The organism is Microtetraspora sp. AC03309 (assembly GCF_020826795.1).
GTDB lineage: Bacteria > Actinomycetota > Actinomycetes > Streptosporangiales > Streptosporangiaceae > Microtetraspora > Microtetraspora glauca.
The window spans coordinates 95720-122200 of sequence record NZ_JADDIL010000008.1; the positions used below are offsets into that span (position 1 = coordinate 95720).

Consider the following 26481-nt stretch of genomic DNA (forward strand, 5'->3'; position numbering starts at 1 on the left):
CGTACGGACGACCGGGCCGGCGATCGGGGCGAGGGTCAGACACGGGCCAGCTTCGCCAACTGCTCCTCGGTCAGGGCGAGCCCGCGGGTGAGGGGGCAGGACGCGAGGAACCTGACCTGGTCGGTGGAGCGCATCCGGCGTTCGGGGATCGGGGTGGTGATGTCGATCCGCCGCCCGCCCTTGATCACCTCGGCGATCCGGGTGCGGTCCTGCAGGATCGTGATGTCCTTCAGCGGATCGCCGTCGACGATGATGAGGTCGGCGAGCCGGCCGGTCTCCAGTGTGCCGACCTCACCCTCCATGCGCAGCGCGAAGGCGCCGTTGCGGGTGGCGGCGACGATCGCCTCCATCGGCGTCATGCCCATGTACCGGACGAACATCTCCAGCTCGCGGGCGTGCCACTCACCGACCGGGGTGACGGCGAAGCCGGTCTCCGAGCCGGTGAGGAACGGCACGCCGGCGGCGTGCGCCTTGGCCATCTGCGCGGCGGTGATCTCGATCTCGGCGCGGAACACATCGAGCAGTTCGGGCGCGCTGCCGATCTTCTGGCCGTAGTCGGCGAGGTTGCCGAGGAGCGTGAACGTCGGGCACAGCGCGCTGCCGGACTCGACGACGGCTTCGAGCGCCTCGTCGTCCATGTACGAGGCGTGGTAGATCAGGTCGACGCCCGCCCTGGCGGCGTCGCGGGTGCTCGCGGAGTTGCGGCAGTGCGCGACGACCTTGGTGTTCAACTCGTGCGCGGCGTCGCAGACGGTACGGAGCTCGTCGAGGTTCCAGACCTGGACCTCGGGGCCCTTCATGGACGGGATCAGGCCGGTGACCATGATCTTGATCCAGTCGACCCCGTACTTGATCTGGCGCCGTACCTCCTTGACCATCATGTCGCGGTTGTGCACGACGGTCGCGTAGCCGGTGGTGCCCTCGTCGGCGATCATCCGGCCGGCCGTGCCGCCGAGCATGGTCATCAGGGCCTGTCCCCCGGCGCGCATGCGGGGGCCCTCGACGATGCCGGTGTCGATCGCGTCGCGCAGCTCGACCCCGATGGACCACAGGCAGTCGGCGTCGAGCACGCCGGTGACCCCGGCGCGCAGCACCTTGCGCGCGTGGTAGGCCGACAACATCGAGCTGTAGCCCTGCGTCCGGTGGTGGAAGAGCTCGTCGTTGCCGGTCGGCTCGCCGAAGCTGAGGTGGGTGTGGGCGTCGATCAACCCGGGCATGACCGTGCACCCGCTCGCGTCGATCCGCTCGTCCACGCCACCCGACTCGGCTTCGGCGAGTGCCTCGGCGCCCAGAGCGGCGATCCGGTCGCCCCGCACCAGCACCGCCTCGTCGGCTCGGGGCGCGGCGCCGGTCCCGTCGATGACGGCGCCCCCGGTGATCAAGATGCTGTCGGCCATCGGCTCTCCTCGAACATCGTTATGCGTGTGAAGGTTAACGACTATCCGCTGCCCCTGGCTAGACTGGAGTGATGATCGGAATTCGTCCCGGACCCCGAGGTGATGCGACGATGGCAACGTGTCTCAGCAGAGAGTGATCGAAGAGCTCCAGCGCCTCGGCATGTCCGGCTACGAGGCGAAGGCCTACGTCGCGCTCGTGGCGGCCGGCGCCCCGCTCAACGGCTACGAGGTGGCCAAGCGCTCCGGGGTGCCGCGCAGCACGGTCTACGAGACGCTGGGCAAGCTCGTGGGCCGGGGCGCCGCCTACGAGGTGCGGCTCGGCGACGCGGGCGTGGGCTACATCTCGCTGCCCCCGATGTCACTGCTGGACCGGATGCGGCGCGAGTTCGACCAGTCGATCAGCACTCTGCGCGAGTCACTGCCCGAGGTGGCCTCGCCCACCCAGGTGCGGCTGATCCACAACCTCACCGACCGGTCGTCGCTGCTCACCCGGGCCGAGGACGTGGTCGCCGCGGCGCGCAGAGACCTGTTCCTGTCCGGCTGGCCGGCGGAGATCGAGCCGCTCAAGCCCCTGGCCCGCAGGGCCGAGGCCGACGGCGTCGACGTCTCGGCGGTCGTCTTCGGCGACGACCCCGACCCCGTGGGCCACACCACCCAGCACCGCTTCTCCAGCCCCAAGGTGGCGCTGGAGAACCTGGGCTGCCGGCTGCTGGTCGTGGTGGCCGACCGGGAGCAGGCCGTCATCGGCGGCGTGATCAACGATGACGCCTGGGGCGTCTACACCGACGACCCCGCGGTGGTCCTGGTCGCGGTCGAGTACGTGCGCCACGACATCGCGATGCACCTGATCGTGGAGAAGTTCGCCGCGGAGGACTTCGAGACCTTCTGGAAGTCCGATCCGGCTCTGCTGCGCCTGCGCGCCGACCACGGCGCCCCCGCCACCCTGCTCAGGAGGGGAGCCGGCGCGCCCCCGACCGGTCCCGGGCGGCGGCGCGGGACCGACACGCCACGCTGACCGCACCGGCCACGGCGTCCATCGGATCGATGGGCGCCGTTTTCGGCATGCCCGAAGGCCGGCGCCCTGATCACTCTCCGCCGATCGCGCCTCGCCGCATCGTTGCCAAATCGGGACCGTGGCGTCTATCCATTGGACGTTAACATCCTGACGACTAGTGGCTTGGAGGCGTCACCGTGTGGCAACAGATCATCAGCGGGTTGCAGGCGGGAAGCTGGTACTCCCTCATGGCACTCGCCATCGTCCTGGTACTGAAGGCGACCGACGTACCCAACTTCGCCATGGCTGAGCTGGGATTGTTTCCGGCCTTCTGCACCTGGGCGCTCATCGACGGGGCGAACCTGTCGTGGTGGCTGGCGGTCCCGATCGGATTGCTCATCGGCATCGCGCTGTCCGTAGTGGTGGAACGAACGGCTATCCGTCCGATCTTGGCGGAGAACCACTTCGCCACGGTCCTGATGACGATCGCGGTCTTCGTCGTGATCAACGCGATCGTCCAGCTCGTGTGGGGATCCGAGCCTCGTAAGATCGACTCCCCGTTCGCGGGCTCGTTCGTCGTGGCCGGGCAGGTCGTGGCCTACGAGCAGTTGGTCAGCGTCGCGGCCGGGCTGGCGGTCATGGTCGGGCTCATCCTCTTCTTCCGTACGCCGCTCGGCGTGCAAATGCAGGCGATCGCGGAGGACCGCGTGACGCCGAGGCTGCTCGGCGTCTCGGTCACGACGGTGTTCCGCACCTCGTGGGCCCTGGCCGGGGCGATCGCCACGATCGCGCTGCTGCTGCAGGGTCAGGCCTCCCTGCTCACCGACCAGAACGGCTCAGGGCTGCTCATCAAGGGCTTCGTCGCGGCGACGCTCGGCGGGTTCTCCAGCATCACCGGGGCATTCGTCGGCGGGCTCGCGCTCGGCGTCGCGGAGAACCTCGCGGGCGCGTACATCTCGACGTCGAGCAAGACCGCGATCGCGCTGCTGGCCATCGTCGTGGTGCTCTCGATCAAACCGCAGGGCCTGTTCGGCCGCCACCAGGTCCGGGAGGTCTGATGACACCCTTCGCCCTGTTCTCCGGTTCACCGTGGCGGATCGCCGCCGCGGCCGGCGCCCTTGCGGCGGCGCTCGTCCTGCTCGCGCTGCCCGGCCTGGTCAACCCGTACCTGCTCTTCCAGGCGTGCCTGGTCATGGTGACGGCGACGGCCGGGCTCGGGCTCGTCCTGATCATGGGGTGGTCGGGCCAGATCGCCCTGTCCCAGGCCGGTTTCCTCGGCGTCGGGGCGTACGCGACCACGTACCTGGTCGCGCAGGGCTGGGCCTGGCCGCTCGCGGCGGTCACCGCGGGCCTGGTCGCCGCGCTGTTCGGCGTGCTGATCGGGCTGCCGGCCACCCGCCTGCGCGGCTTCTACCTCGCGATCGCCACGCTCGCGTTCGCCGAGCTGATGATCCGCGTCTTCGTGGAGGCCACGCCGATCACCGGCGGCATCGCCGGCACCGCCGTGGAGGCCGTGGTCCTGCCCGGGATCGACGTCGACGGCAGCCGCTGGTACCTGTGCCTCGGCGTGGCCGCCGTCACCACCGCCGTCGTCATCCGCATCGGACGTGTCGGGCTCGGCAGGCGGCTGCGGGTCGTGCGCGACGCGGAGATCGCCGCCCCGTCGCTGGGGGTGAGCCCGATGCGCACGAAACTGCTGGCCTTCGCGCTGTCGGCGTTCATCGGCGGGATCGCCGGGGCGCTGTACGCGCAGTGCCTGTCGTACCTGACGCCGGAGATCTTCGACATGGGGCTGCTCATCGAGTTCCTGGTCGTCGCGTTCCTCGGCGGCGCGGGTTACGTCACCGGCCCGTTCCTCGGCGCGGTCGTGGTGGTCGTGCTCCGTGATCTGCTGCAGGACCTGGGGAGCTGGCAGCGGCTCGGGTACGGGCTGATCCTCGCGCTGGCCATCGCGTTCCTGCCACGTGGGCTGGCCTCGCTGCCCGACCGGCTGCGGGCCAGGCGCCCGGCTCCACCCGCGCCCGAGCCGCCGCCCGTGTCCGGGCAGGCCGACCTGACGGGAGCCGCCCGGTGAAGGCGCTCGAACTGTCCGGGATCGCCGTGCGTTTCGGCGGCAACGAGGTCCTGAAGGGCGTCGATCTCGCCATCGGCCCCGGGTTCACCGGGCTGATCGGCCCGAACGGCGCGGGCAAGACGACGGTGTTCAACGTGGTGACCGGCTACGTCCGGCCCGTCGCGGGGTCGGTGCGGATCGCCGGCGAGCCGATCCCCTCCGCCCGCCCGGCCGTCGTGGCCCGCAGGGGCGTGCGCCGTACGTTCCAGACTCCCCGGTTGGTGGCCGAGCTGTCGGTCGAGGCGAACGTGCTGGCCGGGCTGGACGCCGAGCTGACCCGCGGCGGCGGGCTGGCCGACTTCCTCGGGATCTCGGGCAAGGCCCGCGCCGCCCGGGAGCGGGTGCGCGAGCTGCTCGACGCCTTCGGGCTCGCCGACCGCGCCGCCGAGCCCGTCGGGAACCTGCCGCTGGGCAGCCAGAAGATCGTCGAGGTCGCCCGTGCGCTCGCGCCGCAGCCGCGCGTCGTACTGCTCGACGAGCCCGCCGCGGGCCTGTCGGCCGCCGACGTCGACCGGATGGTGGCGCCGCTGGCCGAGATCGGCGAACGCGACGAGCTGTCGATCCTGATCATCGAGCACGACCTGGAGCTCGTCTCGCGGCTGTGCCCGCGGGTCGCGGCGTTGCACTTCGGGCGCATCCTGGCGGACGGCACTCCGGCCGAGGTCGTCGCCCATCCCGATGTCGTCAAGGCTTACCTGGGAGCCGGCGTTGCTACTGTCGATTCGTGAGCTGACCTCCGGCTACGGCCGGGTTCCCGTGCTGCGCGGGGTCGACCTCGACGTGGCGGAGGGCGAGATCGTCGCGCTGCTCGGGGTCAACGGCGCGGGCAAGTCCACCACGCTGCGCGCCGTTTCCGGCGTGCTGCCCACCTGGTCGGGCTCGGTGAGCTTCGACGGCACCACGCTCGGCAGGCGGACCCCGGAGGCCAGGGCCAGGCTCGGGCTCGGCCACGTCCCCGAGGGCCGCGGCATCCTCTCCTCCCTCACCGTGCGGCAGAACCTGCGCCTGGGCGCCACCGCCCGCGGGCGCGGCGCCCGGGACGTCGCCCAGGACGAGGAGCGGCTGCTGGACGTGTTCGACGCGCTCCGCGACAAGCTGGCCGCGCCGGCCGGTTCGCTGTCCGGGGGACAGCAGCAGATGCTGGCCGTCGCCAGGGCGCTGATCGGGCGGCCACGCCTGGTGATGGTCGACGAGATGTCCTTCGGCCTCGCGCCGATCCTCGTCACCCAGTTGCTCGGGCTGGTCGCGCGGTTGCGGGAGGAGTCGGGCACCGCGTTCCTGCTCATCGAGCAGAACTCGGCCGTGCTCGACATCGCGGACCGCGCTTACGTGCTCGCCGGCGGAGCCGTGCGCACCTCCGGCCCCGCCCACGAGCTCGCGGACTCGGAGAACCTCGTCCGCGCCTACCTCGGCTGAACACTCGCACCATCTGACTGGAGGGTCCATGAGGCCACGACGGTTCCCGCTCACCGCCCTGCCCGCCCTGCTGACCGCGCTCGCCGTCGTGGGCTGCTCGTCCCAGGCGGCCGCGCCGTCGGGCGCGGGCGGGGGCGCGGCGGTCCAAGGTGTCACGGACGACACCTTCACCATCGGCACCACCCTGCCGCTCTCCGGCGGTGCCGCCACCTCGGGGAAGGGCTTCGAGGCCGGGCTGAACGCGGCGGTCAAGGAGATCAACGACAAGGGCGGGCTCCGGGGCCGCCAGGTGAAGCTCGTCGTGCTCGACGACGGGTTCGAGGCGGCGCGCAGCGTCGCCAACATCCGCCGGCTGGGTGACCAGGAGAAGGTGTACGCGGTGGTCTCCCCCGCGGGGTCGGCCAACATCCCGGGCAGCTATCCCTACCTGGCACAGAAGGGCATGCCGCTGTTCGCTCCGGTGCTGCCGCCCGACCCGAAGCAGGACTCGGTGTTCCTGCTCGGCACCAGCCAGCGTGACCAGGCCAGAGTGATCGTGGACTTCCTGGCGGGCAAGGGGATCAAGAAGGTCGCCGTCATCGGGCAGGACAACGAGCTCGGCCACTCGATCCGGGACGGGGTCAAGGAGGAGGCCGCGAGCACGGGGGTCGAGGTCGTCGCGAACGAGACCACCGAGCCGAACTCGACCGAGGTGAGCTCGGCGGTACTCAAGGTCCGCGAGGCGAAGCCGGACGCCATCGTGCTCGGCACGGACAACACACAGTCGGCGCTGATCATGAAGGCCGTCGACGAGCTGGGCTGGAAGCCCGCCATCATGGGCACCTCCTCGACCGTGACCACGGGCAGCGCGGGCACGGTGGGCCCGGCGGGGTCCGCGGCGAAGGGCGTCTACGGCACGTTCATCTCCGAGCTGCCGACGTCGGACGCGCCCGAGGCCGCGGCGTGGCGCACCGCGCAGCAGGCGGCCGCCCCGGACCAGGTGGGAAGCGCCTACGCCCTGCAGGCGTACGCCAACACGAAGATCTTCTTCGAGATCGTGACGCGGATGGGCGACGACCTGAGCTGGGCCGACTTCCAGAAGACCGCCGAGTCGCTCAAGGAGCACGCGTCCGGCATCTACCCGCCGATCACCTTCGGCCCGGCCGCCGCCGGCGGACACGTCGGTACGACCGGCGCGAAGGTGGCGGAGTGGGACGGCTCGGACTGGAAGCCCGTGAGCAAGGACTGGCTGGAGCCCGGCACATCCGTGTCCTGACCGGACACCGGCTCGACCGCCGGGGGCGCGTGGTGTCCGTCGCACCACGCGCCCCCGGCGCACTCGTACCAGCCCATGCCCATGGCGGGGCCGCGATCGGCCCCGCCTCGTGCTCCGGGTTCCCGTTCGATCAGGCGTTGGTGACGCCGAGTCCGAGGCCGCCGTCGATGGTGAGCACGCCGCCGGTCGCCCACGCCGCCGTGATCAGGTACTCGACGGCCTCGGCGACCTCGTCGGCGGTGCCCGCGCGGCCCAGCGCGTGGGCCGGCCCCAGCGAGCGCATGCGTTCGGCGGCGGTGGCGTCGTCCATGAGCCCGGCCCGCTGGTTGATCTCGGTCAGCACGCCGCCCGGGCGCACGCAGCCGACCCGCACTCCCTGCGGCCCCAGCTCCGCCGCCAGGACTCCGGTCAGCGTCTCCAGCGCGCCCTTGGTGGCGGCGTACGGGGAAGCGCCGGGGAAGGCGCGCTGGGTGTGCACGGAACCGAAGAAGACCACGGCGCCGGAGCGCTCCCGCAAGTGCGGCAGGGCGAGCGCGGTCAGCATCATGGGGCCGATCGTGTTGGAGGCGAACACGTCGTGCAGCGCCTGCTCCTCGAGTTCCTCGAGCGGGCCGCGATACATGTTGCCCGCGGCGTGCACCACCGCTTCCAGCCCGCCGCCGTGCTCCACCGCCCGGGCGACCATCCGCTCGCGGTCCGCGGCGACGGTGACGTCGGCGACGACACCGCACGCGCCGGAGCCCGCCCGCCGGACGACCGCCTCGACCTTGTCGGCGCGCCGGCCGGCCAGGGTCACCTTCGCCCCGGCCTTGACCAGCCGGTAGACCACCGCCTCACCGATTCCGGAACCACCCCCGGTGACGAGCACCGGCATCCCTCCGAGCGAACGCCCCACCGAAGCCTCCTGACCTGTCTATGTTAGACGGGATGCTAACGACGACTACACCGTGGCAGGAAGCCGTCACCACGATTTAATCGGCGTTATAAGTCTAGTTACTAGACAGCCGGCCCGATGGACACGCGCCCGGCGGCACGCGTGCGGTGGATGGGCGGGCGGGCATCCCCCCGCCGTCCGGGACGAAGGTGATGAGCCGAAGGGTGAACCCCGCCTCCGATCGGCGACAATCCCATCGTGATCCCTCCCGATGTGACCATGTGGCTGGCCGGTCCGCACGAGGACGTGGAGCTGCGACGGCGGGAATCCCGGGTCAGCGTGCGTCGCGGAAGCCGGGCCGAGGTGCTGATCGACCACGTGGACGAGGACGTCGCCGCCGTGCACTTCGAGCTGGCCGTGGACCGATACGTCGCCGACGGGTACTCCCCCCGCACGCAGGCGGCCGCGCGCAGCGTCCCGGGCACTCCGCCGGACGACGCCGGTTACGCGTTCGCGTTCGCCGCGAAGGTCGGCGGCGCCCGAGGCGAGCTCATCAAGGCGCAGGCGCTGCGGCTGTGGGAGGACGATCAGGCGGCACGGGACGCGGAGCGAGCGGCGATCGAGGCGATCGACTTCCAGGTGCACTTCTACGGCCTGTTGGACGACCACCTGCTCCTGATCCCGGACGGACCCGCGATCCACGCGTACATCGACGGGCACGACGTGGTCTCACTCGTCGACGGGTTGGCCACCGCCAAGGGCATGACACCGGGCCGGCTGGGCTTCGACCCGAGGTGCGATCCCTGGCGGATCGATCTCATGGGCCGGCACCGGCTCCGGAGCCTGCTCGCCGGCGAACACATGAGCCGGCTGCGCTCGCTTCGGATCCGCACCTGGGGCGGCACCGCCCATCTCGACCCGGTCCTGAGCTCCTACTCCGCCGGTGACCGGCTCAGCCACCTGTGCCTGTGGAGCCAGCGCGACGACCTCGTCGAAGCGCCGGTAGCGGGGCGATACCCCGGCCTGCGAGCACTGGAGTGTCCCGCGTGGCAGGTGGCGCGGCTGCTTCGGGACGGGGCGCCCCGGCTGCACACGCTCGTGGCGTTCGGCACCCACGCGGACACTCCCTCCCTGCTGGACATGCTGGCCGACCTCTCCCTGCCCGCCCTCCGCCACCTCGCCCTGTGGGAGACAGACGTGGATCCCACGACGCTGGGCGCCTCTCCCGTCGTCGCGAGGCTGGCCACCCTCGACCTGTGGAAGGTCAACGACGCCCCCCGGTTCGACTTCTCCGCCCTGCTACGACATCGAAGGGACCTGGCGCATCTGGAACGGATCGTCGTCCCCGGGCACTGCGTCCCCTCCACCACCGTCAGCCGGTTCGCCGACTGGCCTCAGGTGACCTTCGCCGGCTACGACCGCCGGGAACTGCTCGCGCTCGACCTCGACACCCTGGGGTACACGAACGCCATGTGAGCCGGAACGGCGCTTCGTCGCCCGTACGGCCGGGCCCTCGCGGCGCGCCCGGATCGCGGCCTGCAAGCCCTCGTCGGTGAACGACGGCGGCCGAGGACCATGGGCGATCACCAATAGTGGCGTCGTCCGCCAACCGCGTGTCCGAGTGCTCCAAGGATCCACAGGACGACACCGATCACCAGCAGCACTATCCCGATAGCCCACAGGACGTAGATGCCCAACGCGAAACCGAGGATGAGGAGGATGATTCCGAGAACAATCATTGAACCCTCCGATCTTCCAGGAGGAGGAGTAACGTCCGTCTGCCCATCTGGTCGCCAGATATGCCGCCGTACCGCGCCAAAACGCATCCCAGACACCTCTGCGTGAACCTCGCCGGCACGTTCGCACCGTACCGACCTCGGTCTTGAGCTCGTGCCTGCGAACGCGCGACCTCGATCCTGCCCGTTTCCGTCCACCCTTCGCCCAGCACTCGGGCAGTACCCCGGTGCCTCGCGCAGGTGGCGTTCCGGTCGTCGGGATCGAGTCTCTCGCCGCATTGACTCACGGCCCGAGGTCGGTTGTCCCACAACCTCGACGTCGCCAGCGTCGAGCAGCTCGCGGAAGCGCTCGACGCCTACCGCGGAGCCCTACTCGTCGTCAGCCACGACTTCGCGTTCCTCGAACGGATCGCAGTCGATACCGTCATCGAGCTCGGCAGGGACGGTCGCATGCGTCAACGTCGAGACCTGAACATCTGACGGTCTGGGAGGACACGCGAGAAGAGGTCGAGGAGCAGCGAGAGCGCGGCAGATGGGACCGCCGACGGCTCGATGCGGTGCTCCTGTCCCGCCGAGGGCACCCGCGTCGCACGCGGGCCGCGTGTCGTCATGGTGCGAACATCGCATCCGCTCAGGACGGGCGCGGGGCGCGGCGGCCCTTGCGCCGGGCCAGCTCTTCCTCGTCCACCAGGGTGAGCATCGGCTTGCCGGGCTCACACAACATGGTGACCGTGAATCGGAGCCGGACATCGTCCCGGTTGTTGCCGTCCTGGTAATGGATGACGTCGCCGCCCGGCTCCCAGAACGCCTCCCCCGCGCGTACGACCCGCTCCGGCTCGCCTTCCAGCTCCAGCACCATCTCGCCTTCCAACACGAAGCCGAACGCCGGCCCGGAGTGCCGGTGCGGTGGCGTGCCCGGGTCGCCGGGCGGATACTCGATGACCACCGTCATCGCGTGCGCTCCTTCCGGGATGAAGGGCGGCTCGGCCTCCTGCACCACGGTGAGCGCCGTCTGCCAGGCGGTCGATCGCGGCTTGGGTCCGGCGGGCGCCGGGTCGATATCGGGCATGGGATGACCTTTCGTGGCTATTGAGGAGCCGGGTGAGACACCGTTACTTCTTGGGCTACTTCTTGGGCGCGGTCCGGCCTGGCCAGTCGCGGTAGCGGGTCTGACCGAGGATCGCGTCGTCGCCCGGCACCAGGGACCGCTCGCTCAGCTCTGATCCGAAGTAGCGCGCGTGCGGGTCGGTGACCACCTCGCGCGGGTCGCCCCAGGCGGCCAGGGCGTCGCGGAAGAAATCATCCATCCTGAACTGTTCGGGCCCGGCCACCTCGACCCTTCCGTTCAGCGGCGCTCCCACCGAGATCCGGCCGACCGTCTGAGCGACGTCGTCACCCGCGATGGGCTGGAAGAGCACATGCGCCATCCGGACCTTGCCGTCGTCGGTCGCCTCGCCGGCGATGCTCCGGGTGAACTCGAAGAACTGGGTGGCGGCCACGAGCGAGAACGGGATCCCCGACTTCTCGATCAGTTTCTCCTGCGCGATCTTCGCCCGGGAGTAGCCGTTCTCGGGCATCCGCTCGGTCCCCACCACCGACAGCGCCACATGGTGACCGACGCCGGCCGCCTTCTCCGCGGCGAGCAGATTGCGCGTGGAGGTCTCGAAGAACTCCAGCACCGCGGCGGCTTCGAAGGACGGGGAGTCCGACACATCGATCACCACTGAGGCGCCCGTCAGTACCTCGGCCAGGCCTTCGCCGGTGAGGGTGTTGACGCCGGTGCTCGGCGACGCCGCCACCGCCTCGTGACCGTGCTCCCCCAGCTTCGCCACCAGCTTCGACCCGATCAGACCGGTCCCACCGATTACCACGATCTTCATGGCACGCCTTCCTGCTCCGCCGGTGCGCCTTTCGCCGGCCGATCGCCGGCTAAGACAGGGCAGCCTCCGGGCTGGTGACCACCGCCGTGGGATTCTTGTGATGTCAGTGCCATACGTACCCACTGACCTGCTTCGATACTGAGTTGGATGCCCCTCGGTGACGATTCGCACCGTCCGGGGGTCGGCGAGAGGCCAGCGCTCATCGAGGGTGCCCGCGGCGTGCTGTCGCCGGCTGCCTCCGGGATCCGTCGTCGCGAGCGCCGCGTCGGTGGCACCCGCCGCGAGCGAGGTGCGCGCGTCCGCCCGCGGTCGCGTGTCCGCCGCGAGGACGCCGACCCCGCGCCCGGCGACCGGACCGTGATCCGGATCCCTCCATTGCCGATGACGAGGGCCGACGTGGCGATCTGTTTCCCCGACCCGTACATGGCGCTCCCGAATGCAGGAACGCGGGTAGCTCCATGATTTATGACATTTGGGGATCGTCCGCGAGGGAGGCGGATCGCGGGGTACCGCCGGCAACGCGCGCGTTGCCCAGGATCGTGACAGCGACCAGCACGGCGCAGATGCCCGCGATCGACGCGACCACGGCCGCCACGCCGATCCGGGGCGCCATGAGCGGCAGCGGCAGGATGGCGGTGGCACCACCCAGAACCGCGGCAGGGTTGATGACTGGCTCTGCGACGACAAGTACCTGTACCGCCCAGAGGAGAGCGAGGTAGGCGAAGACCGGGATGGCGACGGCGTACCCGAGTGCCGACGGAGCCGCCACCACCCCGTGCCCGCTCTGCTCCACCGCGACCTCGAGCCCAGCGCCGAGGGCGGCAAGGGCGGCGAAGATGCCGTAGTGACCGTATCCCCACAAGTAGGACCGATGACGGCGGTCACTGAGGCCCTCACCAGCCTGTACGAGGAAGTACAGCCACCAAAGAGCGAACAGCAGGACGAGGCTGGAGACAGCGATGACGATGAAGGGACCGCTGATCCTGCCCGATTCGAGCGCCGCTTCGACCCCTCTGCTCGCGGCGAGGACGCTCTCGCCGAGCAGAATGATCGTGAACAGACCGTAGCGTTCGGCGATGTGGTGCGGGTGCCAGTTGGTGGCCCTGTCCCGCTCCGCCCACCGTGGCACCGCGAGTTCCAGGACGACCAGGCAGGCGAAGGACGGCAGCTCGATCGATGAGGGGAGGGCTCCCGTCGCCGCGAGGACGAAGCGAAGCAGCCAGCCCACCTGCACGAGGCTGATGCCGGCGGCGTAGCGCAGCGCGGTGCGGCGGCTCGCCGGGTCCTCGAAACCGGCCCGCAGCCATTGGGCGACGAGCGCCGTCCTCATGACGAGGTAGCCCAGCGTGACGATTCCGTAATCGGAGTGACCGGCCGCGGCCGGCACCCCGGCGGCGAGCACCAGCACGCCCGCCATCTGCACCATGGTCAGCAGCCGATAGGCGACATCGTCGGTGTCGTAGGACGAAGCGAACCACGTGAAGTTCATCCACGCCCACCAGATCGCGAAGAAGACCTGGAGGAACGGGACCAGCCCGGCGAGGCCATGACCGCCGGCGACGCTGTGCGCGAACTGGGCGGTGACGACCGCGACCGCGACCACGAAGGTGAGATCGAACAGCAGCTCGAGCTGGCTCGAAACGCGGTGCGGCTCATCAATGGCACGAGCGCTCATCCGGACCCGGATCCGGATGGTGGTGCCGGCTGGTGGCAAGGTCTCGCTCCTGTCGCTCCGCGACGTCCGGTCGTCTGAAAGACAGGTCGGCGTTCTGATCCGTGACAACGCGACGCCGAGACCGCAGCATAGGGCTTGTCGTCACGCTGTCAAAGACCACGAGGCTGTCCGGCTTCGGCGTTGTCGTGTGCGGGATCGCCACGGCACGCAGGTCAAGCTCCGCGATCGGATCGAGCCCTTCAGCAAGACGCGATAGCCGGAACCATCTACGCGAACCCGGTCCTTGGTGAGCTATGCGTCGTATGCGACCATGGTCGCGAAGGCGACGGCGGAACGAGGAAGCCGGTGTGAATCCGGCGCGGTCCCGCCACTGTGATCGGCGAGCGAACCCCGACGACGCCACTGCCCGTACGCGGGTGGGAAGGCCGGGGCGAGCTTCGACCCGAGAGCCAGGAGACTCACGCGGTCGCCTCCTCACAGAAATTGGGGCGGATCTCCCCAAGAGAGGACGGTGGCCGCCATGCCGTGTAACCGGCGTGACGTCCTTCTCGCTGCCCGCGGTACGGTCACCGGCTTTCCGGTCGGCTGCTTCATGGCTGACGGTCGTGGAACCGGCCGCCGTGGCGGGACTCTCCTGGTGATCCGGCTCCTCGCCCGCCGCGTCGCGCTATCGAGGAATGGCGGTCGCGGCCCGTTCCCAGGAGACCATCGATGGGTATCCCCCGCCCGATCCACGGCGCGCTGCTCGCCGTCCTGCCCGCGGTCCTGCTCACCGCCTCCGCCTGCGCCGGAGCCGAACCGTCCGCGTCCCCCGCGACGGCCGCCTCGGCGGCTGAGGGTCGCTGCGTCACCTCCTACGACGCGAACGCGGACTACTTCCCGGTCAAGCAGACCCTGACGCACGCCGCCAACTTCACCCTCACGTACGCCAAGAACTACCAGGTCGTCACAGTCAAGCAGCCGTCCCCCGGCGCCAAGCCCGAGACGTACGTGCTGGTGCGCTGCGGCACGCCCGCCCCCGAGCTGACCGGCGACCTCGCGGGCGCGGTCACCGTCGAGACGCCCATCGAGTCGCTGTACTCCGCCTCCACCACGCACCTGCCGTTCATCACCGAACTGGGCGTACTGGACCGGCTCAAAGCCGTCGCATCCGCCGGATACATCACCTCCCCCGAGGTACTGGAGCGGGTGAAGTCCGGCGCGGTCACCGAGTACGCCTCCGGCCAGGAGATCGACACCGAGAAGGTGATCGGCGCGGGGCCGGACGTGCTGATGACCGGAGGCACCGAGGACAAGGCGTACGGTCTGCTGCGCCGGGCCGGGATCAAAGTGGTCGCCAACGCCGAGTGGCTGGAGTCCACCGCCCTCGGCCGGGCCGAGTGGATCAAGCTGATGGCCGCGCTCACCGGCACCGAGGCCAAAGCGAACGAGGTGTTCGGGACGATCGAGTCCGACTACACGGCACTGGCGGCCAAGGCGAAGGCGGCCACGCCGGTCACCGTGCTGCCCGGCCAGATGTACCAGGGCCAGTGGTCGATGCCCAACGGCGGCAGCTACGTCGCCGGACTGATCAAGGACGCGGGCGGGACCTATCCCTGGGCGGGCACCTCCGGTTCCGCCAGCACCACCCTCGACCTGGAGGCGGTGCTGGCCAAGGCCAAGGACGCCAAGATCTGGCTCGCCAACGTCAACGAGTGGAAGACCCTCGGCGATGTGAAGAAGTCCGACGCCCGCTACGCCACGTTCTCCGCGTACGGGACCGGCGAGGTGTGGTCGGCCAACAAGACTCTCGGCCCCGGCGGTGGCAACGACTACTGGGAGCGCGGCGTCGCCCGTCCCGACCTGGTCCTGAGCGATCTGGTGGCCATCCTGCATCCTGACCTCGCGCCCGGCCACGAGTTCAGCTTCTACCAGAAGATGACCAAGTGACCGCAGCGGCGCTGACAGCCGTCCCGGTGGCGGTTCGCCGCCGGACGGTGGTCCTTTCGATCATGGCGTTGGCGGTGCCGGTCGCGTTCGCGCTGGCCGTCACGCTCGGTTCCACCGCGATCCCCCTGTCCCGGGCGCTGCCCGCGCTGCTGCGCGACGGCACCGCCGACCCCGCCGTCCGCGAGATCATCTGGACGGTGCGGCTTCCGCGCGCGATGACCGCGGCCCTGGCCGGAGCCGCCCTGGGCGTGGCCGGGGTGCAGATGCAGACGTTGTTCCGCAACCCGCTGGCCGAGCCGTACATCCTCGGGGTGAGCTCAGGCGCGAGCCTGGGCGTCTCACTGATCATCATCGGCTGGGGCGGGACGGCGGGCGCGTTCACCGCCGGCGTGGCCGGGCTCGGCCGAGCCGGAGTCGTGCTCGCCGCCACCGCCGGGGCGGCGGCGGTGCTCGCTGTCGTACTGGCTCTGTCGCGGCGGGTGCGGTCCGTGGTCACGCTGCTGATCGTCGGGGTGATGGTCGGCTCGGCCACCACCTCGATCATCACGGTGCTGCTGGTGTACACCGACCCGCAGCGCGCCCAGCAGTTCATCAGCTGGGGCTTGGGCAGCTTCGCCGGGACCACGTGGGCCGATCTCGCCCTGTTCGGCCCGGTCTGTCTGGTCGCGCTGGCGGCGGCGCTGGCCGGGGTCAAGCCGCTCAACGCGCTGCTTCTCGGCGAGAACTACGCCCGCACGATGGGGGTGCGGGTGCGGCTGACCCGCACGCTCACCCTGCTGGTGTCCTCCGTGCTGGCCGGCGCGGTGACCGCCTACTGCGGGCCGGTCGCCTTCCTCGGCCTGGCCGTACCGCATGTGGCCCGGCTGACGCTGGGCACCGCCGACCATCGGCTGCTTCTGCCCGGGGTGGCGCTGCTCGGCGCCGCGGTGGCACTGCTGTGCTGCGTGGCCGCCCAGGTGCCGGGCGGCGGGGTCGTGCTTCCCCTCAACGCGGTGACCACCATCCTCGGCGCGCCCGTGGTGATCGCCGTACTGCTGCGCAGCCGCGCGGCCCGTACCGGACCGGCGGTGTGACCATGGACGATCGGGGTTTGCGCCTGGACGGCGTGTGCGCCGGATACCCGGCGCGGCGCGGCCACCGTGGGCGTCTGGTACTGGACGGCCTGGACGCGACCGCCGCACCCGGTGAGCTCACCGTGCTGATCGGCCCGAACGGTGCGGGCAAGTCCACCCTGCTGCGGACCATGGCCGGACTGCAGCCTGTCCTGGACGGGCGGGTCCTCATCGACGGCGCCGCGATCGAGTCGGTGCCGGCGAGTGAGCTGGCCCGGCGGCTCGCCGTCGTCCTCACCGAGCGGGACCTGCCCGCCCTGCTGACCGCCCGGGAACTGGCCGGGCTGGGACGGCACCCGCACACCGGGTTCACCGGACGGCTGTCGGCGGCGGACGGCGAGATCGTCTCCTGGGCGCTGGAGGCGGTCCACGCCGTCCATCTGGCCGACCGTCCGGTGACCGAGCTGTCCGACGGCGAGCGCCAGCGGGTGCTGGTCGCCCGCGCCCTGGCGCAGCAGCCTTCGGCGATCCTGCTGGACGAGCCGACCGCGTTCCTGGACGTCACCTCCCGGGTGGCGCTGATGGGCCTGCTGCGGCGTCTCGCCCGCGAGAACGATCTCGCCGTCGTGGTGTCCACGCACGACCTGGAGCTGGCTCTGCGGGTCGCCGACCGGCTCTGGCTGCTCGCCCCCGGCGGCCTCCTGAGCGCCGGGACTCCGGAGGAGCTGACTCTCCGTGGAGTGATCGGCGCCGCCTTCGACGGCGACGAGCTGTCCTTCGACCCCGCCTCGGGAGTGTTCGTGCTCCAGGCGGGCAGCGGAGGAAGAGTGCGTGTGACCGCCGACGGTATCCACCGCCCGCTGCTGGAACGCGCGCTGGCCAGAGAAGGCTGGCGTACGGCCGCGGTCCGCCGTACCGGCGAGGCCGCTGTACGGTCTGCCCGCTGCGATGCCGGTGCCGACGCCGGTGCCGGACCCGGTCCCGATGGGGAGGCCGTCGAGCTGGCGGTACGGCGTACGGGCAACGGATACGTGGCGGCCTTCGACGGCGAGGTCATCAGGTTCGCCACGATTCCCGAGTTGGCGGCGTGGAGCCGCCACGCGGCCGACACGCTGCGGGAGACACCTCCGACGCTGCGGCCCGCCACTCCCCTGGCCGTGTCAGGCGCGGTCTGCGACGTCTCCACGGTCGGCGGCTACTTCGAACTCGGCATCGGTGAGGTCGAGGACGGATGGCGGCCACTCACCGACCTGTTCACCGATCCCGGCGTCCTGGAGAAAAGGATCGCCGACGTCGCCGAGCGGCTGAACACCACCGAGACCCGGGTGGCCGCCTCGATCCTGTTCCAGGGGATCGCCGCCCGCATCTGGTCACCTCCCCTCGGCGCGGCGATCGCCCACGGCCTGCTCATCGACCTGGATCCCGGACGGATCCACTGGCAGGCGGCGCCCAGCGGACCGCTGCCGCTGCGCGCCACAGGCCTCGACGGATGGCAGGTCCGCGACCCGGAACGGATCACGGAACGGCTGCACCACACTGTGGTGACCGGGCTGCTGGAACCGCTCACCGCGGCGTTCCGGACTGTCGTGAAGATCGCACCGGGCCTGCTGTGGGGCAACGCGGCATCCGCGCTGGCCGGGGCCGTCCGCGCCATCGCCCGCGTACGCCCCGAACTCAACGACACGGCCGTCACGCTGGGCCGCGAGCTGCTGGACCTGGGCCCGCTGCGCGACACCGGGGAGCTGGCGGAACCGGCGCCCGGCCATCCCTTCTTCGTCCGGCGCAGCTGCTGCCTGTACTACCGCCTGCCCGGCGGCGGTAAGTGCGGCGACTGTGCCCTGATCGCCCCCGGCACGCGGCACGCGCAGTGGGCCCGTGCCGTACGAGAATCTCAAGGAGCCCGATGAACCACACCGTCGTCGAAGAAGAGGGCACCGGCACCCTGCATGTCTGGGAGCTGCCCACCGACGAGCAGACCCTCCTGTCCCTGGTGAAGGACATCTTCGACAAGTACTGGGAGCACATCTGGTTCGGCGTGATCATCCAGGGCGCCGCCTGGGAGGTCGCCGCACCCAACGCGCCCGAGCGGATCAGCCTGTACGACGGCTATGTCACCGTCGACTTCGGCCGCTGGCACTTCCACCTCTGCATCGGCGAGCACACCGCCAGCGGCCCCGAACTCGGCCGGATCCGCCGCTGCGCCCGCGCCGAGATGTACCGCCGGGTCGGCGCCGACGGCAGCCCGACCTCCTGGGGCGTCCGCCTCTTCAACGGCCGGGACGAGCAGCTCATGACCGTACTGCTGCCCAACCCGTTCCTCACCGACCGCCAGCAGGTCCTCGACCCGCCGGACTTCACCCGGCTGGCCGCCTGGGACGAACTCCGGGCCACCTACCTCGGCCTGGAGCCCGACCCACTGGACCGCACCGGCAAGGGCTTCGTCCACGGATGAGCGGGATCGTCGTCTGCCGCGGCTACTGCTGTGGCAGCAGCCGGTAGGTCCCGCGCCTCGACCACGGCGCTCGGCCTGCTCACGTCACGGTCTGCGCCTTGATCAGGGGAATCTGCCCACCGGCGAGCACCATCGCGATCTGGCGGGGGGAGAGCCGGTGGCGGACGACGACGTCGGCGCCCGTGGTCGCGTCGCGTACGACGATGTCTCCGCCCCTCTCCAGCGCGGTGCGCAGGTCCTCCAGGGACAGCTCATCGCCCTGGCCGATGCGGTCGTAGTCCGCCGGATCGGTGAACTCCAGGGCCAGTACGCCGAAGTTGGCGAGGTTCTGCCAGTGGATGCGGGCGTAGGATTTCGCGATCACCACGCGCAGCCCGAGGTAACGGGGTGCTATCACGGCGTGTTCACGAGACGACCCCTGTCCATAGTTGGCGCCCGCGATGACGACGTGCGGTCCGGCTCGATGTGCTCGTGCGGGGTAGCTCTCGTCGATCTGGCCGAAGGTGAACTCGGCGAGCCGTGCGATGTCACTGCGGAAGGGCAGGACACGGGCCCCCGCGGGCAGGATCTCGTCGGTCGAGACGTCATCGCCCAGTTTGATCAGGACAGGGCCGCACAGCCGGTCCGGCAACGGATCGAAGTCGGGCAGTCGCCCGATGCTGGACGCCTTGACCAGCTCGACCCGCCGCGCCTCGGCAGGGGCGAGGGGTGGCTCGAACATGCTTTCGGGGGCGCCGGCCCGCTCGGGCAACGTGAGCGCGGGATACTCGATCCCCAGCAGGTCGGGCAGCGTCCTCGGGTCCGTGATACGTCCGGTCAGCGCGGCGGCCGCCGCCGTCTCCGGAGAGCACAGCCACACCGAGTCCTCCTTGGTTCCCGACCGGCCCGGGAAGTTACGCGGTACGGTGCGCAGGCTGTTGCGGCCGACCGCGGGCGCCTGCCCCATGCCGATGCAGCCCATGCATCCGGCCTGGTGCAGCCGCGCGCCGGCCCTGATCAGGTCGAGGGTGGCCCCCATGCGGGTGAGGTCGGCGAGGATCTCCCGCGAGGTCGGATTGATGTCCACCGACACCTGAGGATGTGCCTGGCGACCCGCCAGGATGGCGGCGACGATCGCGAAATCCCGTAACCCCGGATTGGCCGAGGAGCCGATCACCACCTGGTGGACGTCCTCGCCGGCGACCTGGCGTACCGGGACGACGTTGCCCGGCGAGGTGGGCGCGGCGATCAGCGGTTCGAGGACCGACAGGTCGATCTCCTCGTGAACGTCGTAGCGGGCGCCGGGATCGGGAAGGATCTCGACGAAGTCGCCGGCTCGCCCCTCGGCGGCGAGGAACGCGCGTACCTGCTCGTCGGCGGGGAACACGGACGTGGTCGCGCCGAGCTCCGCGCCCATGTTCGCGATGACGTGCCGGTCCATCGCCGACAGCGTGGCCAGCCCCGGTCCGTGATACTCGATGATCCGGCCCACTCCGCCTTCGACGCCGTGACGGCGCAGCATCTCCAAGATCACATCCTTGGCCGACACCCACGGCGGGAGCGTGCCGGTCAGGCGGACTCCCCAGATCTCGGGCATCGTCAGGTACAGCGGTTGCCCCGCCATCGCCATGGCGACTTCCAGCCCGCCCACGCCGACGGCGAGCATGCCCAGCGATCCGGCGGCACAGGTGTGGGAGTCAGAGCCGACCATCGACGCGCCCGGAACCCCGAAGCGCTGCATGTGCGTGGGATGCGACACGCCGTTACCGGGCCTGGAGTACCACACCCCGAAGCGGTGGCAGGCCGAACGCAGGAACAGATGATCGGCCATGTTCCGTTCGTCGGTCTGCAGCAGGTTGTGGTCGACGTACTGCACCGATGTGCGGGTCCGGACCCGGTCCAGGCCGAGCGCCTCCAGCTCCAGCATCACCATCGTCCCCGTCGCGTCCTGCGTCAGGGTCTGGTCGATGCGCAGCCCGATCTCTTCCCCGGGTGTCATCACGCCGTCCACGAGGTGGGCGCCGATCAGTTTCTGGGTGACGTTGAGTCCGGTCATGGCTGACCTCTATGAACGCGAACCGCCGGCACGACCGAGCGGCTCGTCATGTGGCTCGTCGAGGCCGAGGTGCCCGTACGGCACCCCGCCGTGCCCCCACGGCCCACTGTACGGCGACGCCGGAAACGCACGGGTAGGGCGACGTCGGCGGATGTCGAGCAGCGCGATCGGAGGGCGGGCTGGTCAAGTGGGTTCGCGGCGCCCGGGTGAGGCCGCGAGTTGATCGCCGAGGTGGCTTCGGCGGTACAGGACGTGCCGTCCTATGACCTGCAGGGACGAAATATTCGGCGCCCGCAGGACCAGTCAGCGCTTGGGCCGGCCGCTTGAGCGCTTCAGTTGGCGGAGGGCTGCAGGGATGGGGCGAAGCTGCCTCGATGCGGGAGAGAGGGCGGAATATCCTGATTTATGCAGAGAGCGACGGTGATCAGAAGTGGCCCACCAACGCCAAATCTCACGCTCACACGTTCGTGACGCCGCCCGGCTCGTACTGGCCGGTGCGCTGGCGGCCGTCCTGACGCTGGGCGCCGGTCCCGCCCGGGCGGCCTCCGTGGGCCACGTTTCTGTGATCGACGCGGCGACGCACCAGATGACCGTCACAGATCACGGTCAGACGGTGATGACCTTCACCGCGGGCTTCGGAAAGCCCGGCTTCCGTACACCGACCGGAACGTTCCACGTGCTTGACAAGGACGCGGTCGTCACGATGACCTCGTGCAGCGCGAACATCACGTGTAATCCGCGTAATCCCAACTACTACGACCTCGTGGCCCACTGGGCGGTGCGCCTGACCAGTTCCGGCCTGTTCGTCCACGCGGCGCCCTGGGATCCCGCCATCGGCCGGGCCGACAGCTCCCACGGCTGCATCCACCTGAGCACGGAGGACGCCCACCGCTTCTACGATTTCAGCCGGGTCGGCGACACAGTGATAGTCAAGAACGCCGGCGGCCTCGTCGGCGGCCCGAGCGGTCCGTAACGCCCCTTACGCCCCGGCGTAGAAACGAGAACGGGTCCCCTGCCCGGCCGACGCTCAACCGTTCCCTCTCCGTCGGTGCTGACTCACCTCCCAGTACCAGCACCGGGTCGCCGGGCGTTCGCCCGAATGGAACAGCGCCGGCGGCGCTAGGCTGCTGTGTCGTGCAGGAGACGCGCCTCGACACCGCTCGCATTCGGGCGGCTCGCCGGGTGATCGACCCGATTTTCCTCGACACTCCGCTGTACCGCTGCGAGGCGCTGGAGCCCGCCCTCGGGTGCACGGTGAGCATCAAGCTCGAAACGGCGAACCCGGTCCGCAGCTTCAAGGCCCGCGGCACCGAGGTGGTCGCGAGCCTGCTCGCCGACAACGGCTCGCGAGCCGTGGTGTGCGCCAGCGCGGGCAACCTTGGCCAAGCCCTCGCTTGGTCCGGTCGCGGCCGGGGGCTCGACGTCACCGTCGTGGCATCCCGCTTCGCGCCTGCGGCCAAGCTTGATCGCATCCGCGCGTTGGACGCCAGGTTGGAGCTGGTGGACGGCGACTTCGACATGGCTCGCGAGCGGGCGGCGGCCGTCGCGCGGTACGACGGCATCCGGCTGGTCGAAGACAGCCTGGACATCGAGACCTGCGAGGGCGCGGCAACCATCGGCCTGGAACTGGTGGACACCGCGCCGTCGTTCGACGCCGTCCTGATCGCTCTCGGCGGCGGGGCGCTGGCCACCGGTGTGGGTCATGTGGTGAAGGCCTGCGCGCCCGAAGTCGAGGTGATCTGCGTCCAGCCGCTGGGCGCACCGGCGATGACCCACTCGTGGCGCCAACGGCGCGTCGTCACCACCGACTCGACCAACACCATCGCTGACGGCGTCGCCGGCCGGCGTCCCATCCCGGCCGTCCTGGACGACCTCCTCCTGGTCGCTGACGACGCCGTTCTGGTCCAGGAGACGTCGATCATCGCCGGTATGCGGATGCTCCTCGACCACGCCGGCCTCGTCGTCGAACCGTCGGCCGCGCTCGGCATCGCGGCGATCCTCGAAGACCGTGACCGCTTCGCCGACCGACACGTCGTCACCATCGTGTGTGGCAGCAACGTCGACGTGGACGCCTATCACCGCTGGGTCGGTGCGTCTCCCGTCCACATGTCTTGACAATTGCTCCGTGGGTCGTACCGATGCCGGGATGGTCCTCAAGGTCGCGAGCGAGTCGGCGCAGGACGGGGCCCGTACTCAGCAGGCCGCCGTCCTCGCCGTCGGCGCGGCCACGGCACGCCGTGCCAGGACGCGGACCCGCTCCCAGCGCGCGTCGCTCATCAGCCCCTCACAGGTCCACACCTCGGCATGCTCGGGACCACTCATCGCAGTCAGAGCGCGGTCGATCCCATCCAGCAACGCCTTGACCTCAACGGTGAGCAGACCGGGCCGCTGTTCGTCCACCATCCATACGGTCTGGTAGACATCGTCGAAGTTGAGAGCGAGTTCGTCCTCGGGGAGCGAGCACCGTTCACACCAGTCATGCTGAAGCCCAGCGGGAGCCGCGAGCAGCACGAGGGCTTCGGCCAGCCGGGACAGACACACCGACACATCAGCGATCATGTCGCCATCCTCGCCCAGCGGCGGCCGGTTCACGACTGTCCAGGGCGGGTTGTCAGGGAGTCGGTCTCGACCGGCTTCCGACCTGGGAGCCGACCGTTACCCCGGCTCTCCAGCGGCGGACCTCGCCGTTCGAACGATGATGGACGACCCTGAGATCGGGATGCCGGCTGACGCGGTCGACGGTCTCGTTTCTCCTGCGTTAGTACTGCGGACCAGGCCCAGCGAATGGGATGTCCGGCGTCCAGCCAGTCACGAAAGCTCTCCCGGTTGCCGTTCCACAGCTCGCGTCGCGTGACCGCTCGGACGATCGAGCGCCGCACGACACGCAGCATGACCGTCAGGCGAGGGAGATCCAGCCAGATCACCGTGTCCGCGCGCTGCCACAGCAGGTCCCCCAGGGCACCGTGATACTGGTCCTCGGTCACCCAGCGCGGCCCCGTCGAGAACGCCTCCACCTCGGACGTGAAGAACCGTTCTTGAAACGGCTGGACTGAAGTTGATGGCTCACCCCCGGGGACCGCGTAGCGCCGCGTCGAGGAACGCGTCCAGGATCCCCTGCGAACCTTGGAGCTGACTGATCATCTCGGCGATGTGGGCGCGTTCGCGCCGCAAGTCCTCGATGAAGGTCGGGCAGCCGGACGGCACGAGCAGTTCGTCGCCTCCGTGCACGCAGCGCAGGACCCGGGCGATGACAGCGGTGGAAAGCCCGGCGGCGAGCAGGGCGCGGATGTTGCGCACCGTCGCGATGTCCGCCTCGGTGTATTCGCGGTAGCCGTTGTCCAGGCGGACCGGCCTGAGCAGGCCCTGCTCCTCGTAGTAGCGCAACAGCCGCCTGTTCACCCCGGTCTCGAGAGCCAGGTCGCCGATCCGCATCCGACTCTCCCCTTGACCTTCACATGGATGTGATGCCCTACCGTCACGAGTATCGCTGATCCAGAAGCAAGGAGTATGTCGATGTCGGGTGCCGTGATCATTGGTGCAGGTCCGGGGATCGGACAGGCGGTGGCTCGTCGGTTCGCCAGGGAAGGGCTGCCGATCGTGCTGATCGCCCGGAGCGACCGGACGTTGCGTGCCGCGGCCAAGGCGGTTGCTCCCAGTGGTGTCCCGGTTGTCACGTTGGAGGCCGATAGCACCGACCAGGCCGGGTTGAACGCCGCGCTCGACGGGGCTGTCCGCGAGTACGGTGTGCCGGACGTCGTCGTTTACAACGCCGCGATCATCCAGGCGGACGCGCCGGGCGAGCTGTCGGTACGCGGCCACATGGAGGCCTGGGCGGTGAACGTGGTCGGCGCGCTCAACGCTGCAGCTCACGTCGCGCCCGCCATGGCGGCACGCGGGCATGGAACGATCCTCATCACCGGAGGCATGCCCGAGCCCAAGCCGCAGTATGTGAGCCTCTCCCTGGGCAAGGCAGGTGTCCGTACCCTGGTCACGCTGCTCGACCAAGAGTACGGCCCGGCCGGAGTGCACGTGGCGAGCGTCACCGTGGCTGGTCCGGTCGCACCTGGCACCGACTTCGACCCAGACGACATCGCCGAGCACTACTGGCATCTGCACACGCAGCCACGACACCAGTGGACGCGGGAAGCTCTGCACGCAGGTTCCTCGCGGTGACCGGCACCGGGCCCGCAGACGTTCTCGCCAGGCTCCTCCACGACTGGCAGCAGGCCTTCAACGGGCACGATCCGGACGAGATCGCCGCGCTGTTCAGCCAGGACGCGCTTTTCCAGGGCATCAGTCCGCAGCTGAGACGTGGTCCGCAGGAAATCTTCGACTATTACGCCAGGGTCACCCGTGGTACGACGGCACAGGTCGAGGTGGTGTCCGCCGTCCAACTGAGTCAGGCAATCGTGCACGGATTCGCGGAGGTGACCTTCACCGCGCCCACCGGTGACCTCCACCTGGTACGCCTGTCCATCGTGGCCAAACAGGCAGAGAGCGCATGGCTCATCCACAACTACCACGCAGCCACACGTCAATGACTGGAGTCATCGCCTTCAGTCCATGCTCCGGTCGAACACGCACATAGAGGTATGCGCCATCGCATGGTTCGCCTCGGCTGCTTGCGCGCGGAGATTCGGCGGACGCCCGGGAAACGATCAAGGTTGCCCCGGGAAGCGATCTTCCCAACCAACGGCGGCGAGCACGAGGGCTGGGATGCCGCCGTCTTCCCAGGCGACCGCTACAGCGTCGGGTCCGCAGAGTGCGGACGCGGGGCGAACCCGCAGTCGGGTCAGCCGCCGGTCGCGGAGGCTCCCGGTGAGGACAAGACCCGAGCGGCCGACGCGTGCCCTCGCACCGCGGCTTCACGAAGATCCCGAGACCGAAGGTACCCGCTCAGGAAACCGGCGGCGAACGCGTCCCCCGCCCCTGTCAGGTCGCGAACGTTCCCGACCGCGGGGACCTCCACCTCACATCTGGGCCGATCAGGGGCATCGATGATCGTCGCCTGGGAGCCCGACTTCGTCACGACCGTCGTCAGGGGAAGGCGCCGCCGCTCCGTTCCGGTCGTCACGTCACCGAGCAGTCCGAGAAAGGTGGACTCGTCCTTGTTCGCCAGGAGGAAGTCCGGTGCGAGCTCCGCCATGAGGTTCAGGAACCGGTCGCGGCCGAACCGCGAGAGCATGCCCGTGGAGGACGCGTCGACGGAGACGAGGCCGCCGGCGCCTTTCACGCGCCGGATCGCGTCGATCGCCGCGCTCCCCGCCGGCTCCCCGTTGAACGAGTACGCGGGGACGTGGAGCAGCGAAAGCCCGGACAGCCACTCGTCCGGCACCACGTCCAGAAGGGTCGACGCCCCCCGATTGGGAAACATCGTCCGCTCACCGTCGCCGTCGATCAGCACGACGATGGTGCCCGTTTCGCCGCGCCGGACCACGCGCACGTCCACGCCATCGTTCGCGAGGTCGCGGGCCACCCGCTCTCCGACGGGATCGTCGCCGACGCAGCCGATGAAGCGCGTCGGCCATGCCCTCGCGGCGAAGCTCGCGACGTTCGCGCCGCTCCCCCCTCTGCGGCGGAAGACCCTCGCCTCGGTGTCGGTGCCATGGCGAACGGGCCCCTCAAGCCAGACGATGACGTCTTCGACGAGATCGCCGATCACTCCGAGCATGA

The 26481-nt window shown here is 70.0% G+C and carries 26 protein-coding genes and 1 riboswitch; of the genes, 16 read left to right on the forward strand and 10 right to left on the reverse strand.

The features are described 5' to 3' along the window. Nucleotides 1-35 precede the first annotated feature (35 nt). A complete protein-coding gene (locus IMZ11_RS06485; protein WP_305075850.1) occupies nucleotides 36-1397 on the reverse strand; it encodes an amidohydrolase family protein in 1362 nt (453 codons plus the stop codon). Nucleotides 1398-1515: 118 nt separating this feature from the next. Here IMZ11_RS06485 and IMZ11_RS06495 point away from each other — a divergent pair, with 118 nt between their 5' ends. The 6 genes from IMZ11_RS06495 to IMZ11_RS06520 all read left to right on the forward strand — a co-directional run bounded on the left by IMZ11_RS06495 (nucleotide 1516) and on the right by IMZ11_RS06520 (nucleotide 7175). Next, nucleotides 1516-2412, forward strand: coding sequence for a TrmB family transcriptional regulator (locus IMZ11_RS06495; protein WP_228638477.1), 897 nt, complete (start codon nucleotides 1516-1518; stop codon nucleotides 2410-2412). 176 nt (nucleotides 2413-2588) lie between these two features. Further along, entirely contained in the window at nucleotides 2589-3449 is an 861-nt protein-coding gene (locus IMZ11_RS06500; RefSeq protein ID WP_228638479.1) for a branched-chain amino acid ABC transporter permease, read from the forward strand. Beyond that, entirely contained in the window at nucleotides 3449-4465 is a 1017-nt protein-coding gene (locus tag IMZ11_RS06505) for a branched-chain amino acid ABC transporter permease (RefSeq protein ID WP_228638481.1), read from the forward strand. The genes IMZ11_RS06500 and IMZ11_RS06505 overlap by 1 nt, the downstream gene beginning before the upstream one ends. Beyond that, nucleotides 4462-5232: an ABC transporter ATP-binding protein gene (locus IMZ11_RS06510; protein ID WP_228638483.1), complete on the forward strand. Its 771-nt coding sequence runs from the start codon at nucleotides 4462-4464 to the stop codon at nucleotides 5230-5232. Before IMZ11_RS06505 ends, IMZ11_RS06510 begins: the two co-directional genes overlap by 4 nt. Further along, nucleotides 5213-5920: an ABC transporter ATP-binding protein gene (locus IMZ11_RS06515; RefSeq protein ID WP_228638485.1), complete on the forward strand. Its 708-nt coding sequence runs from the start codon at nucleotides 5213-5215 to the stop codon at nucleotides 5918-5920. The genes IMZ11_RS06510 and IMZ11_RS06515 overlap by 20 nt, the downstream gene beginning before the upstream one ends. 28 nt (nucleotides 5921-5948) lie before the next feature. Then, a complete protein-coding gene (locus IMZ11_RS06520; RefSeq protein ID WP_228638487.1) occupies nucleotides 5949-7175 on the forward strand; it encodes an ABC transporter substrate-binding protein in 1227 nt (408 codons plus the stop codon). Nucleotides 7176-7305: 130 nt separating this feature from the next. On the opposite strand, the gene IMZ11_RS06525 is transcribed toward IMZ11_RS06520, so the two are convergent. Then, nucleotides 7306-8070, reverse strand: coding sequence for an SDR family NAD(P)-dependent oxidoreductase (locus IMZ11_RS06525; RefSeq protein WP_228638489.1), 765 nt, complete (start codon nucleotides 8068-8070; stop codon nucleotides 7306-7308). A 237-nt stretch (nucleotides 8071-8307) separates the two neighbouring features. Between IMZ11_RS06525 and IMZ11_RS06530 the strand changes: the two genes are divergently transcribed. After that, nucleotides 8308-9525, forward strand: a complete 1218-nt coding sequence (locus IMZ11_RS06530) for a hypothetical protein (protein WP_228638491.1) — start codon at nucleotides 8308-8310, stop codon at nucleotides 9523-9525. Between the two features lie 107 nt (nucleotides 9526-9632). On the opposite strand, the gene IMZ11_RS46110 is transcribed toward IMZ11_RS06530, so the two are convergent. Further along, nucleotides 9633-10064 carry a DUF6131 family protein gene (locus IMZ11_RS46110; protein WP_308066757.1) on the reverse strand — a complete coding sequence of 144 codons (432 nt, stop codon included), beginning with the start codon at nucleotides 10062-10064 and terminating at the stop codon, nucleotides 9633-9635. A gap of 21 nt (nucleotides 10065-10085) precedes the next feature. Here IMZ11_RS46110 and IMZ11_RS06540 point away from each other — a divergent pair, with 21 nt between their 5' ends. Next, nucleotides 10086-10265, forward strand: a complete 180-nt coding sequence (locus tag IMZ11_RS06540) for a hypothetical protein (protein ID WP_308066758.1) — start codon at nucleotides 10086-10088, stop codon at nucleotides 10263-10265. Between the two features lie 151 nt (nucleotides 10266-10416). Here the strand turns inward: IMZ11_RS06540 and IMZ11_RS06545 are convergent, their stop codons facing one another. The 3 genes from IMZ11_RS06545 to IMZ11_RS06555 form a co-directional block, all read right to left on the reverse strand. Next, nucleotides 10417-10854, reverse strand: a complete 438-nt coding sequence (locus IMZ11_RS06545; protein WP_228638495.1) for a cupin domain-containing protein — start codon at nucleotides 10852-10854, stop codon at nucleotides 10417-10419. A 55-nt stretch (nucleotides 10855-10909) separates the two neighbouring features. Then, nucleotides 10910-11665: an SDR family oxidoreductase gene (locus IMZ11_RS06550; RefSeq protein WP_228638497.1), complete on the reverse strand. Its 756-nt coding sequence runs from the start codon at nucleotides 11663-11665 to the stop codon at nucleotides 10910-10912. Between the two features lie 463 nt (nucleotides 11666-12128). After that, on the reverse strand, nucleotides 12129-13379 hold the full coding sequence (locus tag IMZ11_RS06555; RefSeq protein WP_228638500.1) for a low temperature requirement protein A: 1251 nt from the start codon (nucleotides 13377-13379) through the stop codon (nucleotides 12129-12131). Between the two features lie 254 nt (nucleotides 13380-13633). Next, nucleotides 13634-13821, forward strand: a riboswitch (cobalamin riboswitch). Nucleotides 13822-14051: 230 nt separating this feature from the next. Between IMZ11_RS06555 and IMZ11_RS06560 the strand changes: the two genes are divergently transcribed. From IMZ11_RS06560 to IMZ11_RS06575, 4 genes are read left to right on the forward strand one after another with little or no spacing between them, the layout of a single operon-like run. Further along, nucleotides 14052-15269 carry an ABC transporter substrate-binding protein gene (locus IMZ11_RS06560; protein ID WP_228638502.1) on the forward strand — a complete coding sequence of 406 codons (1218 nt, stop codon included), beginning with the start codon at nucleotides 14052-14054 and terminating at the stop codon, nucleotides 15267-15269. Continuing rightward, the gene (locus IMZ11_RS06565) at nucleotides 15266-16342 is read left to right on the forward strand and encodes an iron ABC transporter permease (protein WP_228638504.1); all 1077 of its coding nucleotides are present in this window, start codon (nucleotides 15266-15268) and stop codon (nucleotides 16340-16342) included. Before IMZ11_RS06560 ends, IMZ11_RS06565 begins: the two co-directional genes overlap by 4 nt. A 2-nt stretch (nucleotides 16343-16344) precedes the next feature. Beyond that, on the forward strand, nucleotides 16345-18228 hold the full coding sequence (locus IMZ11_RS06570) for an ATP-binding cassette domain-containing protein (RefSeq protein WP_228638506.1): 1884 nt from the start codon (nucleotides 16345-16347) through the stop codon (nucleotides 18226-18228). Continuing rightward, a complete protein-coding gene (locus IMZ11_RS06575; RefSeq protein WP_228638508.1) occupies nucleotides 18225-18773 on the forward strand; it encodes a hypothetical protein in 549 nt (182 codons plus the stop codon). Before IMZ11_RS06570 ends, IMZ11_RS06575 begins: the two co-directional genes overlap by 4 nt. A gap of 79 nt (nucleotides 18774-18852) precedes the next feature. Here IMZ11_RS06575 and IMZ11_RS06580 read toward each other — a convergent pair whose 3' ends face one another. Further along, the gene (locus tag IMZ11_RS06580; protein ID WP_228638510.1) at nucleotides 18853-20808 is read right to left on the reverse strand and encodes an aconitate hydratase; all 1956 of its coding nucleotides are present in this window, start codon (nucleotides 20806-20808) and stop codon (nucleotides 18853-18855) included. A 430-nt stretch (nucleotides 20809-21238) separates the two neighbouring features. Between IMZ11_RS06580 and IMZ11_RS06585 the strand changes: the two genes are divergently transcribed. Both IMZ11_RS06585 and IMZ11_RS06590 read left to right on the forward strand, forming a co-directional pair. Continuing rightward, nucleotides 21239-21781 (forward strand): L,D-transpeptidase, encoded by a 543-nt coding sequence (locus tag IMZ11_RS06585; RefSeq protein ID WP_228638512.1) that lies wholly within the window; start codon nucleotides 21239-21241, stop codon nucleotides 21779-21781. Nucleotides 21782-21942: 161 nt separating this feature from the next. Then, a complete protein-coding gene (locus IMZ11_RS06590; RefSeq protein ID WP_228638514.1) occupies nucleotides 21943-22923 on the forward strand; it encodes a threonine/serine dehydratase in 981 nt (326 codons plus the stop codon). Nucleotides 22924-23001: 78 nt separating this feature from the next. Here IMZ11_RS06590 and IMZ11_RS06595 read toward each other — a convergent pair whose 3' ends face one another. Continuing rightward, nucleotides 23002-23367, reverse strand: a complete 366-nt coding sequence (locus IMZ11_RS06595) for a hypothetical protein (protein ID WP_228638516.1) — start codon at nucleotides 23365-23367, stop codon at nucleotides 23002-23004. A gap of 504 nt (nucleotides 23368-23871) precedes the next feature. Continuing rightward, entirely contained in the window at nucleotides 23872-24240 is a 369-nt protein-coding gene (locus tag IMZ11_RS06600) for a MerR family transcriptional regulator (protein WP_228638518.1), read from the reverse strand. Between the two features lie 81 nt (nucleotides 24241-24321). Between IMZ11_RS06600 and IMZ11_RS06605 the strand changes: the two genes are divergently transcribed. Together IMZ11_RS06605 and IMZ11_RS06610 are read left to right on the forward strand one after the other, a co-directional pair. Then, complete coding sequence (locus IMZ11_RS06605; RefSeq protein WP_228638520.1) at nucleotides 24322-24981, forward strand: SDR family NAD(P)-dependent oxidoreductase; 660 nt, start codon at nucleotides 24322-24324, stop codon at nucleotides 24979-24981. Continuing rightward, entirely contained in the window at nucleotides 24978-25349 is a 372-nt protein-coding gene (locus IMZ11_RS06610; RefSeq protein ID WP_228638522.1) for an SgcJ/EcaC family oxidoreductase, read from the forward strand. The genes IMZ11_RS06605 and IMZ11_RS06610 overlap by 4 nt, the downstream gene beginning before the upstream one ends. A gap of 251 nt (nucleotides 25350-25600) precedes the next feature. On the opposite strand, the gene IMZ11_RS06615 is transcribed toward IMZ11_RS06610, so the two are convergent. Beyond that, nucleotides 25601-26479, reverse strand: a complete 879-nt coding sequence (locus IMZ11_RS06615) for a carbohydrate kinase family protein (protein WP_228638524.1) — start codon at nucleotides 26477-26479, stop codon at nucleotides 25601-25603. Nucleotides 26480-26481 lie beyond the last annotated feature (2 nt).